The sequence below is a fragment of the Escherichia sp. WS338 genome (assembly GCF_046486405.1).
In the GTDB taxonomy this organism is placed as follows: domain Bacteria; phylum Pseudomonadota; class Gammaproteobacteria; order Enterobacterales; family Enterobacteriaceae; genus Escherichia; species Escherichia coli.
In genome coordinates, this window is the sequence record NZ_JBJQLL010000003.1 from 256491 (window position 1) to 269630 (window position 13140).

Below are 13140 nucleotides of genomic sequence, written 5' to 3' on the forward strand. Positions count from 1 at the left end.
TGTTGTGTGCTTCTTTGCGACAAGGGTACCGCCAGGATGTAACAGATACGAGGAGCGAAACGATAAAGCGTGAGATGGCGCGCACTTGGGTATGCGCGCCAGAGTGATTAATGCAGGATTTTCGCGAGGAAGTCTTTTGCGCGGTCCGATTTCGGATCATCGAAGAAAGCGTCTTTCGGCGAGTCTTCGACAATTTTACCCTCGTCCATAAAGATCACCCGATTCGCCACTTTACGGGCAAAGCCCATTTCGTGGGTCACCACCATCATGGTCATTCCTTCGTTCGCCAGTTCCACCATCACGTCCAGCACTTCGTTGATCATCTCCGGATCCAGCGCCGATGTCGGTTCGTCGAACAGCATGGCAATAGGATCCATACACAATGCGCGAGCGATCGCCACACGCTGCTGCTGACCGCCGGAAAGCTGCGCCGGAAACTTATTGGCATGTGCGGAAAGCCCGACGCGCTCCAGCAATTTCAATGCTTTTTCACGAGCCGGCGCTTTATCGCGTTTAAGCACTTTCACCTGCGCCAGGGTCAGGTTTTCGATAATCGACAGATGAGGGAACAGCTCGAAATGCTGGAATACCATCCCGACGCGGGAACGCAGCTTTGCCTGATCGGTTTTCTTGTCGTTAACCACGATGCCATCGACGGTGATTTCACCTTGCTGCACCGGTTCGAGGCCGTTGACGGTTTTAATCAGCGTTGATTTGCCGGAACCAGACGGGCCGCAAACCACCACCACTTCGCCTTTTTTCACTTCGGTTGAGCAGTCGGTCAGCACCTGAAAGTGACCATACCATTTTGAAACATTTTTCAGGGTAATCATTATGCTGTCCTTCTTTTCAAGTAGCTGACCAACAACGACGCGCTAAGGCTAATAACGAAATAAACAAATCCGGCAAACAGGATCATCTCAACCTGCGTACCATCACGCTCACCAATGGTTGAAGCGGTACGGAAGAAATCGGCCAGAGATAACACATACACCAGCGAGGTATCCTGGAACAGTACGATGCCCTGAGTGAGCAGCAGCGGCACCATCGCGCGGAAAGCCTGCGGCAGAATAATCAGTTTCATCGACTGCCAGTGAGTCATCCCCAACGCCAGCGCGGCGCTCGACTGACCACGGGAAATACTTTGAATACCGGCACGGATAATCTCTGAATAGTAGGCCGCTTCAAACATCGAAAACGCCACCATTGCCGAAATTAAACGGATATCATTTTTTGGCGATAATCCCAGCACGTTTTGCAGAAATCCCGGCACAATCAGGTAAAACCACAGCAAAACCATGACTAAAGGAATCGAGCGGAATACGTTAACATAGGCTTTGGCAAACCACGCAACAGGCGCAAAGCTGGACAAGCGCATCACCGCCAGCATGGTGCCCCACAAAATACCAATCACCACTGCCGTGACGGTGATTTTCAGCGTGATCACCAGCCCGTCGAGCAGATATGGCAGGGAAGGAACAATGGAACTCCAGTCAAACTCGTACATTATTTGCCCCCCATGTTGCCGGGCAGACGAACTTTACGTTCAACCAGCGTCATCACCAGCATGATAAAAGCGTTAATCAATACATACGCCAGCGTGATGGCGGTAAACGACTCCCAGGCGTGGGCCGAGTAATCGAGCAATTTACCCGCCTGCGCCGCCATATCCACCAGACCGATAGTCGAGGCGATGGCGGAGTTTTTCACCAGGTTCATCATCTCTGAGGTCATCGGCGGGACGATAACGCGATAAGCATTAGGCAGCAGTACGTAGCGGTAAGCCTGCGGTAGCGTCAGACCCATCGCCAGCGCGGCATTTTTTTGCCCACGCGGCAGCGACTGAATAGCGGCGCGTACCTGTTCGCAAACACGGGCGGCGGTAAACAGCCCCAGGCAGAGCATGGATGAAAGGAAAAACTGAATATTGGGATCCAGCTCTGCCTTAAACCACATGCCGATTTTCTCTGGCAGCAGCTCCGGGATCACCAGGTACCAGGTAAAGAATTGCACAATCAACGGCACGTTGCGGAACAGTTCGACATACAACGTACCCAGACCGGAGAGAAAACGGTTTGGAACGGTACGTAAAATGCCGAAAAATGAACCGACGAGGAAAGCGATAATCCAGGCGCAGATCGACAAAGCGATCGTCACCTGAAAACCACTCCAGATCCAACCAAGATAGGTGGTGTTGCCGAACGGGGCTTGTTGTAAAAAAATACCCCAGTTCCAGTCTATAGACATAAATCTACTCCAGAAAAAAGAGGGTAGCAGCGTTAACTGCTACCCTCGAAGATTGTTACCCAGCGTATTGCGGTTTTCAGGCCCGATGGGGAACGACCACCAGGCGTATAGTCTGTCCGTGCTACGTAACAATCGAGAGGGCTGGAATTTCCGCCCCTGGTTCTTGTAATTAGTTCAGTGCCTTGTCATTCGGTTCTTTGAACAGTGCTTTCATTTCGTCTGACAGTTCGAAATTCATGTTCAGGTTTTTCGGCGGAATTGGATTTTTGAACCACTTATCAAACCATTTTTCCGCTTCACCGGAGGTCTGCACCTGAGCGATGGTATCATCCATCAGCTTTTTGAACTGCGGATCGTCTTTACGCAACATGCAACCATAGGCTTCCTGAGACTGCGGCTTGCCGACGATTTCCCAGTTGTCTGGTTTCTTCGCTTTCGCACGTTCACCGGCCAGCAGAGCATCATCCATCATAAAGGCAACGGCACGACCGCTTTCCAGGGTACGGAAAGAGTCACCGTGATCTTTGGCGCTGATGATGCGCATATTCATTTTTTGCTCTTCATTCAGTTTGTTGAGCAAAACTTCAGAGGTGGTGCCGGAAGTGACGACTACGGCTTTGCCTTTCAGGTCGGCAAAATCTTTGATATCGCCGCCCTTTTTGGTCAGCAGGCGCGTACCGACCACGAAAATAGTGTCAGAGAAAGCCGCCTGTTTTTGGCGTTCGGCATTGTTGGTGGTAGAACCGCATTCAAAATCGAAAGTGCCGTTTTGCAGCAGTGGAATACGGTTTTGTGAGGTGATCGGAATCAATTTCACCTGTAAGTCTGGTTTGTTGAGTTTCTTTTTCACTGCTTCAACAATGGCGTTGGAGTAATCCTGCGAGTAGCCCACCACTTTTTGCTGATTGTCGTAATAAGAGAAAGGTACTGAAGATTCACGGTGACCGACGACAATCACGCCGTTTTTGGCGATTTTGTCCAGCGTACTGCCTGCTGCCGGGGCGGCGTCATCTGCCTGTGCCAGTCCTGCGGAAAGCGCCAGGGCCAGGATTGCTGTGGCAGGTTTACGTAATTGCATATCCAACTCCTTTATCTTCTGCGTTAAGAACGCATGGATACCCGTTGTGAGTGTTTGTGTTGTTATCATCTGCAACTTTATTGTGCAGTGTTGTGCTTGTTAGGTAACATTTAGTTTGGATAAATGTAAAGATATTGCTGTTTTATTGTTTGTTTTTGCGAGATGCGCCGCACCATTCCGAAGCAAAATTCTTAAATCGCACCTTTTTGGTGCTACCGCTGATTTGTGGTGGTGCAACCCGGTTGCGTCGCGGCTGATTTCATTGCTTACACAGTAAATAAAGCAACTTACATGCCAAAAAATACTTATAGGTGAATTAATTACGATTGTAATGTTAGGCTGAAATAGTCATATTTCGGACAGGGTTATCTTTTCGGCATGGGACGTTTGCCGGGATGATAACTGCACACGGGAAAAATGCTTTTTACCTGTCTTTTCAAGGAAGAATCACCTTATGTCTGCATCTTCGGTTAAGCCGTTAAATGTTCAATTACCCGCAATAACCCTTATCCTTTTTGCGCTCTGTGTTGGGATATTTTGTTACCTCGCACAATGGATGAGTTATGAAGAAGTCGATCAATCCGCACTTATCCATCTCGGTGCTAACGTTGCTTCTCTCACGTTGTCGGGTGAATCCTGGCGCTTATTGAGCAGTGTCTTTCTGCACAGCAGTGTTTCTCATTTGCTGATGAATATGTTTGCACTCCTGGTGGTGGGGGGAGCGGTGGAACGTATTCTGGGGAAATGGCGACTCCTGATTATCTGGTTATTCTCCGGCATCTTTGGTGGGCTGATCAGCGCCTGTTATGCGTTACACGAAAGTGAGCAGATAGTCATCAGCGTTGGGGCATCCGGGGCAATTATGGGAATAGCGGGCGCTGCGATAGCAACACAGCTTTCTTCAGGTGCGGGTACACACCATAAAAACCAGCGGCGAGTATTTTCTCTGTTGGGTATGGTGGCGCTGACACTGTTGTATGGTGCCCGGCAAGCAGGAATAGATAACGCTTGCCACATTGGCGGCCTGATTGCGGGGGGCGCGTTGGGTTGGCTGAGTGCGCGTTTAGTTGGGCAAAATCGGCTCGTTACGGAAGGCGGGATTATTGTTGCGGTCACTCTTCTTCTGACCGGGACTATCTGGTTTGTGCAGCAGCAGATTGATGAATCAGTTTTACAGGTCAGGCAAAGCCTGCGTGAAGCGTTTTATCCGCAGGAGATTGAACAAGAGCGACGACAAAAAAAGCAGCAGTTAGTGGAGGAGCGCAACGCCCTCAGGGAAACATTATCCGCTCCGGTAAGTCGTGAGCAGGCCAGTGGTGATTTACTCGCTGAGATTGCCGATATCCATGATATGGCGATCAGTCGGGATGGTAATACGTTGTATGCCGCAATTGAAAACACCAACAGCATTGTTGTTTTCGACCTCGGACAAAAGAAAATCCTGCATACCTTTACAGCGCCCATAGCGAAAGAAAAGTCAGTCAAACATTGTGGTGGCTGTAAAGATCAGGGCGTCAGATCGCTGGCATTAAGCCTGGATGAAAAGTTGATTTATGCGACTTCATTTGAAGCGAATGCAGTATCGGTCATTAACGTGGCGACGGGGGAGATTATTCAGTCGATTACCACCGGCGCCCATCCTGACAGCCTTATCCTCTCGCGTGATGGCACAAAAGCCTGGGTGATGAATCGCACCAGTAATAGTGTGTCAGCCATTGATCTGGTGACTTATCAGCATGTGACGGATATCCCGCTGGAGAAATACGACGGGACGGGGACGAGCGGTAAACCAGGCGCCTGGGTTATGGCACTTTCCCCGGATGAAAAAACATTGTTGATACCCGGTATGGTCAGAGGCGACATTGTACGCATCAATACCATCACGCATCAGAAAGAAGACTTTCCCACAGGTGATGCGCGTGGTATCGTTTCTGCGATGGGATTCCGACCAAAAAATGGCGAGATTATTTTTGCCGATAGCCAGGGGATTTCACGTATAAGCGTAGGGGATCAACAAGCCAGCATTATGACGCAATGGTGTAGCAGGAGCGTTTATTCCGTTGAGGGTATTAGCCCGGACGGTCAATATTTAGCGTTGGTGTCATATGGCCTGCAAGGTTATGTCATCCTGCTCAATATTAATGCCGGGCAGATTATTGGCGTTTATCCTGCCAGCTACGTTAATCACCTTCGTTTTTCAGCGGATGGTAGAAAGATATTTGTTATGGCGAAGAACAGGTTAATCCAAATGGACAGGACGCGCTCGCTTGATCCGCAGGCAATTATTCGGCATCCCCAATATGGCGATGTGGCTTGTATCCCTGAACCGTAAGAAAAAAGGGCATGATAATCATGCCCCACAACTCAATGAGAAAGTATGTTTTGTTCATGCCGGATACATCAGGCACATTAATGTTTACGTGCTCGCAGACTCATCAGCACAGCTGCAAAACCAAACAGTGCCGTCAGCACCCACAGCGGCCAGTTGCCGGTACGTGCGTACGGTGTGAGTCCGGTAGTCGGCGTCACGTTAGTGGTTAACACCTCGCGGGTGAACTGCGGGATCATCGCCTGAATCTCACCCTGCGGGCCAATCACCGCCGTAATGCCGTTGTTGGTGCTGCGCAACAGTGGGCGCGCCAGCTCCAGCGCACGCATTCGCGCCATCTGGAAGTGCTGCCATGGACCAATAGACTTACCAAACCACGCATCGTTGGAGATAGTCAGCAGATAGTCGGTATCCGGGCGGAAGTTATCGCGCACTTGCTCGCCGAGAATGATTTCGTAGCAAATGGCCGCAGTAAGTTGAATGCCATTCAACGACAGCGGTGGCTGAATATATGGTCCGCGGCTGAATGAAGACATCGGCAAATCAAAGAACGGTGCTAACGGACGCAGTATCGACTCCAGTGGGACAAACTCGCCAAACGGCACCAGATGGTTTTTGTTATAGCGATCGGCTGATTCATAGCTGTACGGTGCGCCTTTACCCAGTGTGATGATGGTGTTGTAGGTATCGTAGCGGTTCTGTTTATTGAGACGCGCGTCGACAATCCCGGTGACCAGCGAGCTCCCTTTATCGCGCAACTCACCGTCCAGAGCTTTGAGGAACGGTTGCTGATTAATTTCCAGATCGGTTATCGCCGACTCCGGCCAGATAATCAACGATGATTTGCCCATCAGCGGTGCCGTTGCGTTGTAGTATATCTTCAGCGTATTAAGTAGCTGGTCTCCGTCCCATTTCAGCGATTGCGGAATATCGCCCTGAACCATCGAAACCTGAATAGTTTTTTCCGGTTGCGGGGTAAACCACTGGATGTAACGCAGCGGGAAGGGAAGGGCAAACAGCACGACGGCCACCACCAGCGGACGCCAGTTGCGTTTGACCAACGCCAGTGCCAGCAGGCCGCTAACCATCATCAGCAGGAAGTTAATGGCTTCCACGCCCATTATCGGTGCCAGCCCTTTTAACGGGCCATCAATCTGGCTATAGCCGAACTGTAACCACGGGAAGCCTGTTAGTACCCAACCGCGCAGAAACTCGGTCACTTGCCAGAGAGCAGGGGCGGCAATCGCCACGCGCAGCCAGGTGGTTTTCGGCCACAGACGCGACAGCACGCCAGCAAACAGTCCGGTATACAGCGACAAATACGCCGCCAGCAGTACCACCAGGAAGATGTTAACCGGGCCAGGCATTCCGCCAAAGGTCGCGATGCTGACATAGACCCAGTTAATACCGCTGCCAAAGAGGCCAAATCCCCAGCAAAAGCCAATAGCGGCAGACTGGAGTGGACGGCGGTTAAAGGTCAACGCCTGAAGCCCCATCAGCGAAATAATCGCCGCAGGCCAGACGTCGTAAGGAGAGAAGGCCAGCGTTCCGCAGGCACCGAATAATAACGCCAGCAGCAGGCGAATGCGCTGGCGTTCAATTAATGAGGCAAAAGCCATGTAGTTATCTATCCAGTTTCGGTTTTATTCATCCAGCTTCGGCTGGGGTGAGTCATCCGGGATTTTGACATGAACCTGAATAATACGCCGACTGTCGGCCATCGCCACTTTGAACTGGTAACCGTCGATGTCGATGGTTTCGCCACGCGCCGGAAGATGCCCAAATGCCTGCATCACCAGACCACCGATAGTGTCAACCTCTTCATCGCTAAAGTGGGTGCCGAACGCTTCGTTGAAGTCTTCAATAGAAGCCAGTGCGCGCACGGTCCAGGTATGACGACTCAGCTGACGGAAGTCGATATCATCTTCTTCGTCATACTCGTCTTCAATCTCACCAACAATCAGTTCCAGGATGTCTTCAATGGTCACCAGACCGGAAACCCCACCGAATTCGTCAATGACGATCGCCATGTGGTAACGCTGAGAGCGAAACTCTTTCAGCATCCGGTCTACGCGCTTACTTTCAGGAACGACAACCGCCTGACGTAACACTTTGTCCATGCTGAAGGCTTCAGCATCGCTGCGCATAAACGGCAGCAAGTCTTTCGCCATCAGAATCCCTTCAATGTGATCTTTGTCTTCGCTAATCACCGGGAAACGTGAGTGGGCGGACTCGATGATGACATCAAGGCATTCGTCCAGCGTCTGGTTGCGTTTCAGGGTAATCATCTGGGAGCGGGGGATCATGATGTCGCGAACGCGTTGGTCTGCGATGTCCATCACCCCTTCGAGCATATCGCGCGTATCTTCGTCGATAAGGTCGTTCTGCCCGGAATCACGGATCAGCGCCAGCAGTTCGTCACGGTTTTTCGGTTCACCGTGGAAAAGTTGGCTGAGTAACAGGGAGAAAAATCCCTTCTTGTTGCTTATCGTGTCACTACTGTGTGAATTGTCGTCGCTCATGGCGTCGTATGGGTTCTCATGTTAGTTAATCAAAACGCCGTCGTTAATCACCAACGGCGGGGACGTCTGCCAGTCAAATGCCTGGCAAATTATTCTTTCTCGGCAATGTACGGATCCTCATAGCCCAGAGCAAGCATAATCTCTGTTTCGATGGCTTCCATTTCTTCTGCTTCGTCATCTTCGATGTGATCGTAACCTAACAAATGCAGACTGCCGTGCACCACCATATGCGCCCAGTGCGCCTCCAGTGGTTTGCCTTGCTCCTGAGCTTCCTTCTCAACCACCTGACGGCAGATAACCAGATCGCCCAGTAGCGACATTTCCATGCCAGGCGGTACTTCAAACGGGAAGGAGAGCACGTTGGTCGGCTTATCCTTACCGCGATAGGTCAGATTCAGACTGTGGCTTTCGGCGGTATCGACCACGCGAATAGTCACTTCCGATTCTTCCTGAAACTGCGGGATCACCGCATTCAGCCATGTCTGAAACTGGCTCTCTTCCGGTAACCCGGAATTATCTTCACATGCCAGTTGTAAATCGAGGATCACCTGACTCATTTTTGTTCCTGTTCTTCGCGCTTGCGTTCTGCTGCCAGCGCCGCTTTACGTTTTTGTTCGGCTTCTTCCCAGGCTTCATAGGCGTTAACGATACGCGCCACCACCGGGTGACGAACCACGTCTTCGCTGTGGAAGAAGTTAAAGCTGATCTCTTCGACATCAGCCAGTACTTCGATGGCATGACGCAAACCAGACTTGGTATTACGCGGCAGGTCGATCTGTGTGACGTCGCCGGTGATAACCGCTTTTGAGTTAAAACCGATACGGGTCAGGAACATCTTCATCTGTTCGATGGTGGTGTTCTGGCTCTCATCAAGAATGATAAACGCGTCGTTCAGCGTACGACCACGCATATAGGCCAGCGGTGCGACTTCAATAACGTTGCGCTCAATCAGTTTCTCGACTTTCTCAAAGCCCAGCATTTCAAACAGCGCGTCGTACAGCGGGCGCAGATACGGGTCTACTTTCTGGCTTAAATCGCCAGGCAGGAAGCCCAGTTTCTCACCGGCTTCTACTGCCGGACGAGTCAGCAGAATACGGCGAATTTCCTGACGCTCCAGGGCATCAACTGCCGCAGCCACTGCCAGGTAGGTTTTACCCGTACCCGCCGGGCCAACGCCGAAGGTAATGTCATGGTCGAGAATATTGGCGATGTACTGCGCCTGGTTTGGCGTGCGCGGCTTAATTACGCCGCGTTTGGTTTTGATATTGACCGCTTTGCCGTACTCCGGCACGCTCTCCGCGCTTTGCTCCAGTACCCGCGCTTCTTTAATCGCAAGGTGGATCTGTTCCGGTTCGATATCCTGAATCTGACCGCGCATCGGGGCGGTATCGACATACAGGCTACGCAGAATGTCTGCCGCAGCGGTGACGCAAATCGGACGGCCGGTCAGTTTAAAGTGGTTATCGCGGCGATTGATCTCGATGCCGAGACGGCGTTCGAGTTGTTTGATGTTGTCATCAAACGGGCCGCACAGGCTCAACAGACGCGCGTTGTCTGCTGGCTCCAGGGTGATTTCGCGAGTGTCTATGTTCAAACCGTTCCTCTTATCTGTATGCCGCCGGAAGCTGAACATTCACCGGCCTATAAGGAAATTATTCACGCCACAGGAAAAAGGCGCAAGCATTGCGATAAAGATGGGGATAAAGAGAGAAAAAACAAGGCCCACCGGAACGGCGGGCCTGAGTATTACGGCTGATAATAACCCACGCCAAGGTCGTTTTCTTTGCGGGTACGGGCAATCACCGATTCCGGTGTTTCTGCCACGCGCAGACCCATTTCATCTTCAGTTCGCACCACTTTACCGCGCAGAGAGTTCGGGTAGACGTCGGTAATTTCTACATCGACGAATTTACCGATCATATCCGGCGTACCTTCGAAGTTGACGACGCGGTTATTTTCAGTACGGCCGGAAAGCTCCATGATGCTCTTACGCGATGTACCTTCTACCAGAATACGCTGGGTGGTACCGAGCATCCGGCGGCTCCATGCCATTGCTTGCTGATTGATACGTTCTTGTAGAATATACAGGCGCTGCTTCTTCTCTTCTTCCGGAACATCATCAACCATATCGGCGGCTGGTGTACCTGGACGAGCGGAGAAGATAAAGCTGTAGCTCATGTCGAAATTGACGTCGGCAATCAGCTTCATCGTTTTCTCGAAGTCTTCGGTGGTTTCGCCAGGGAAGCCAACGATGAAGTCAGAACTGATCTGAATATCCGGACGCGCCGCACGCAGTTTACGGATGATCGCTTTGTACTCCAGCGCTGTATGGGTACGTCCCATCAGGTTCAGAATGCGATCGGAACCGCTCTGTACCGGCAGATGCAGGAAACTCACCAGCTCCGGCGTGTCGCGGTACACTTCGATGATATCGTCGGTGAATTCGATCGGATGGCTGGTGGTAAAGCGAATACGATCGATCCCGTCGATCGCCGCAACCAGACGCAGCAGGTCGGCAAACGATCCGGTGGTGCCGTCGTAGTTCTCACCACGCCAGGCGTTCACGTTCTGACCGAGCAGGTTGACTTCACGCACGCCCTGAGCCGCAAGCTGGGCAATTTCAAACAGAATATCGTCGGACGGACGGCTTACCTCTTCACCACGGGTGTAAGGCACTACGCAGTAGGTGCAATATTTATTGCAGCCTTCCATGATGGAGACAAACGCGGTCGGCCCTTCGGCGCGCGGTTCCGGCAGACGGTCAAACTTCTCGATTTCCGGGAAGCTGATATCTACAACCGGGCTGCGGTCGCCGCGCACGGAGTTGATCATCTCCGGCAGACGGTGCAGCGTTTGCGGCCCAAAAATAATATCGACATAGTGGGCGCGCTGGCGAATGTGCTCGCCTTCTTGCGATGCCACGCAGCCGCCGACGCCGATAATCAGGTCTGGATTCTTCTCTTTTAACAGTTTCCAGCGACCCAACTGATGGAAGACTTTTTCCTGAGCCTTCTCGCGGATTGAGCAGGTGTTCAGCAGCAGCACATCCGCTTCTTCCGCCACATCGGTCAGTTGATAGCCGTGGGTGGCATCCAGCAGATCGGCCATCTTCGATGAATCGTACTCGTTCATCTGACAGCCCCAGGTTTTAATATGGAGTTTTTTGGTCATCGACTTGCTCTTGCGAAATAGTAGCCAGGAATGCAGGGCGCATAGTGTAATGCTTTGCTGCCGTTGTGACCAGTATGAGCGTTATCAGCCCTTGGGGGTAAAAATCCTGTAAACTTAAAGCATATTGCTAACAGGATGATTGACCATGACAAATCAACCAACGGAAATTGCCATTGTCGGCGGAGGAATGGTCGGCGGCGCACTGGCGCTGGGACTGGCTCAGCACGGATTTTCGGTAATGGTTATCGAACATGCCCAACCTGCACCGTTTGTCGCTGACAGCCAGCCGGACGTGCGGATCTCGGCGATTAGTGCGGCTTCGGTATCATTGCTTAAAGGGTTAGGGGTCTGGGATGCAGTACAGGCTATGCGTTGCCATCCTTACCGCAGACTGGAAACGTGGGAGTGGGAAACGGCGCATGTGGTGTTTGACGCCGCTGAACTTAAGCTACCGTTGCTTGGCTACATGGTGGAAAACACTGTCCTGCAACAGGCGCTGTGGCAGGCGCTGGAAGCGCATCCGAAAGTAACGTTACGTGTGCCAGGCTCGCTGATTGCGCTGCATCGCCATAATGATCTTCAGGAGCTGGAACTGAAGGGCGGTGAAACGATCCGCGCGAAGCTGGTGATTGGTGCCGATGGCGCAAATTCGCAGGTGCGGCAGATAGCGGGAATTGGCGTTCATGCCTGGCAGTATGCGCAGTCGTGCATGTTGATTAGCGTCCAGTGCGAGAACGATCCCGGCGATAGCACCTGGCAGCAATTTACTCCGGACGGACCGCGTGCGTTTCTGCCGTTGTTTGATAACTGGGCATCGCTGGTGTGGTATGACTCTCCGGCGCGTATTCGCCAGTTGCAGAATATGAATATGGCGCAGCTCCAGACGGAAATCGCGAAGCATTTCCCGTCGTGTCTGGGTTACGTGACACCGCTTGCCGCTGGTGCGTTTCCGCTGACGCGCCGACATGCGTTGCAGTATGTGCAGCCGGGGCTTGCGCTGGTGGGCGATGCCGCGCATACCATCCATCCGCTGGCGGGGCAGGGGGTGAATCTTGGTTATCGTGATGTCGATGCCCTAATTGATGTTCTGGTCAACGCCCGCAGCTACGGCGAAGCGTGGGCCAGTTATCCGATCCTCAAGCGTTACCAGATGCGGCGCATGGCGGATAACTTCATTATGCAAAGTGGTATGGATCTGTTTTATGCCGGATTCAGTAATAATCTGCCGCCGCTGCGTTTTGTGCGTAATCTTGGTTTGATGGCGGCGGAGCGTGCTGGCGTGTTGAAACGTCAGGCGCTGAAGTATGCGTTAGGGTTGTAGCCTTACAACATTGCCGGAAGCATGCCAACCGTAGGTCGGATAAGACGCGCCAGCGTCGCATCCGACTTTGAAGGATAAGACGTGTCAGCATCACATTCGGCATTGAATATACGCAGAAAAGCAAAAAGCTCGCCGAAGCGAGCTTTTTTAATGTGGCTGGGGTACGAGGATTCGAACCTCGGAATGCCGGAATCAGAATCCGGTGCCTTACCGCTTGGCGATACCCCAACTGGGTGCACTTACGATGTAAGCGTCTTGAATAAAGTGGCTGGGGTACGAGGATTCGAACCTCGGAATGCCGGAATCAGAATCCGGTGCCTTACCGCTTGGCGATACCCCAACAAATTGGTTTTTGAATTTGCCGAACATATTCGACACATTCAGAATTTGGTGGCTACGACGGGATTCGAACCTGTGACCCCATCATTATGAGTGATGTGCTCTAACCAACTGAGCTACGTAGCCAGATTGT

General features: G+C 51.9%; 11 protein-coding genes and 3 tRNA genes. 2 read left to right on the forward strand and 12 right to left on the reverse strand.

The features are described 5' to 3' along the window. Positions 1–107 precede the first annotated feature (107 nt). The 4 genes from gltL to gltI all read right to left on the reverse strand — a co-directional run bounded on the left by gltL (position 108) and on the right by gltI (position 3325). Positions 108–833 (reverse strand): glutamate/aspartate ABC transporter ATP-binding protein GltL, encoded by a 726-nt coding sequence (gltL, locus tag ACJHWT_RS03975; protein WP_000631391.1) that lies wholly within the window; start codon positions 831–833, stop codon positions 108–110. Beyond that, entirely contained in the window at positions 833–1507 is a 675-nt protein-coding gene (gene gltK / locus ACJHWT_RS03980; RefSeq protein ID WP_000272824.1) for a glutamate/aspartate ABC transporter permease GltK, read from the reverse strand. Before gltK ends, gltL begins: the two co-directional genes overlap by 1 nt. Then, on the reverse strand, positions 1507–2247 hold the full coding sequence (gene gltJ, locus ACJHWT_RS03985; RefSeq protein ID WP_000020941.1) for a glutamate/aspartate ABC transporter permease GltJ: 741 nt from the start codon (positions 2245–2247) through the stop codon (positions 1507–1509). The genes gltK and gltJ overlap by 1 nt, the downstream gene beginning before the upstream one ends. A gap of 169 nt (positions 2248–2416) precedes the next feature. Next, positions 2417–3325, reverse strand: a complete 909-nt coding sequence (gltI, locus tag ACJHWT_RS03990; protein ID WP_001298614.1) for a glutamate/aspartate ABC transporter substrate-binding protein GltI — start codon at positions 3323–3325, stop codon at positions 2417–2419. A gap of 454 nt (positions 3326–3779) precedes the next feature. On the opposite strand from gltI, the gene ACJHWT_RS03995 reads away from it, so the two are divergent. After that, the gene (locus tag ACJHWT_RS03995; protein ID WP_001276779.1) at positions 3780–5657 is read left to right on the forward strand and encodes a rhomboid family intramembrane serine protease; all 1878 of its coding nucleotides are present in this window, start codon (positions 3780–3782) and stop codon (positions 5655–5657) included. Positions 5658–5734: 77 nt separating this feature from the next. Here ACJHWT_RS03995 and lnt read toward each other — a convergent pair whose 3' ends face one another. The 5 genes from lnt to miaB all read right to left on the reverse strand — a co-directional run bounded on the left by lnt (position 5735) and on the right by miaB (position 11347). Continuing rightward, the gene (gene lnt, locus ACJHWT_RS04000; protein ID WP_000853028.1) at positions 5735–7273 is read right to left on the reverse strand and encodes an apolipoprotein N-acyltransferase; all 1539 of its coding nucleotides are present in this window, start codon (positions 7271–7273) and stop codon (positions 5735–5737) included. 24 nt (positions 7274–7297) lie between these two features. After that, entirely contained in the window at positions 7298–8176 is an 879-nt protein-coding gene (gene corC, locus ACJHWT_RS04005; RefSeq protein ID WP_001278605.1) for a CNNM family magnesium/cobalt transport protein CorC, read from the reverse strand. An 89-nt stretch (positions 8177–8265) separates the two neighbouring features. Next, on the reverse strand, positions 8266–8733 hold the full coding sequence (ybeY, locus tag ACJHWT_RS04010; protein ID WP_000084467.1) for an rRNA maturation RNase YbeY: 468 nt from the start codon (positions 8731–8733) through the stop codon (positions 8266–8268). After that, the gene (locus ACJHWT_RS04015; RefSeq protein WP_001018040.1) at positions 8730–9770 is read right to left on the reverse strand and encodes a PhoH family protein; all 1041 of its coding nucleotides are present in this window, start codon (positions 9768–9770) and stop codon (positions 8730–8732) included. The genes ybeY and ACJHWT_RS04015 overlap by 4 nt, the downstream gene beginning before the upstream one ends. Before the next feature lie 152 nt (positions 9771–9922). Next, positions 9923–11347, reverse strand: coding sequence for a tRNA (N6-isopentenyl adenosine(37)-C2)-methylthiotransferase MiaB (gene miaB / locus ACJHWT_RS04020; protein ID WP_000162740.1), 1425 nt, complete (start codon positions 11345–11347; stop codon positions 9923–9925). Between the two features lie 145 nt (positions 11348–11492). On the opposite strand from miaB, the gene ubiF reads away from it, so the two are divergent. After that, complete coding sequence (gene ubiF / locus ACJHWT_RS04025) at positions 11493–12668, forward strand: 3-demethoxyubiquinol 3-hydroxylase (protein ID WP_001695539.1); 1176 nt, start codon at positions 11493–11495, stop codon at positions 12666–12668. Between the two features lie 153 nt (positions 12669–12821). Here ubiF and ACJHWT_RS04030 read toward each other — a convergent pair. The 3 genes from ACJHWT_RS04030 to ACJHWT_RS04040 all read right to left on the reverse strand — a co-directional run bounded on the left by ACJHWT_RS04030 (position 12822) and on the right by ACJHWT_RS04040 (position 13133). Continuing rightward, a tRNA-Gln gene (locus ACJHWT_RS04030) sits at positions 12822–12896 on the reverse strand. A gap of 37 nt (positions 12897–12933) precedes the next feature. Continuing rightward, positions 12934–13008, reverse strand: a tRNA-Gln gene (locus ACJHWT_RS04035). A gap of 48 nt (positions 13009–13056) precedes the next feature. Then, positions 13057–13133: transfer RNA gene (locus ACJHWT_RS04040), tRNA-Met, on the reverse strand. Positions 13134–13140 lie beyond the last annotated feature (7 nt).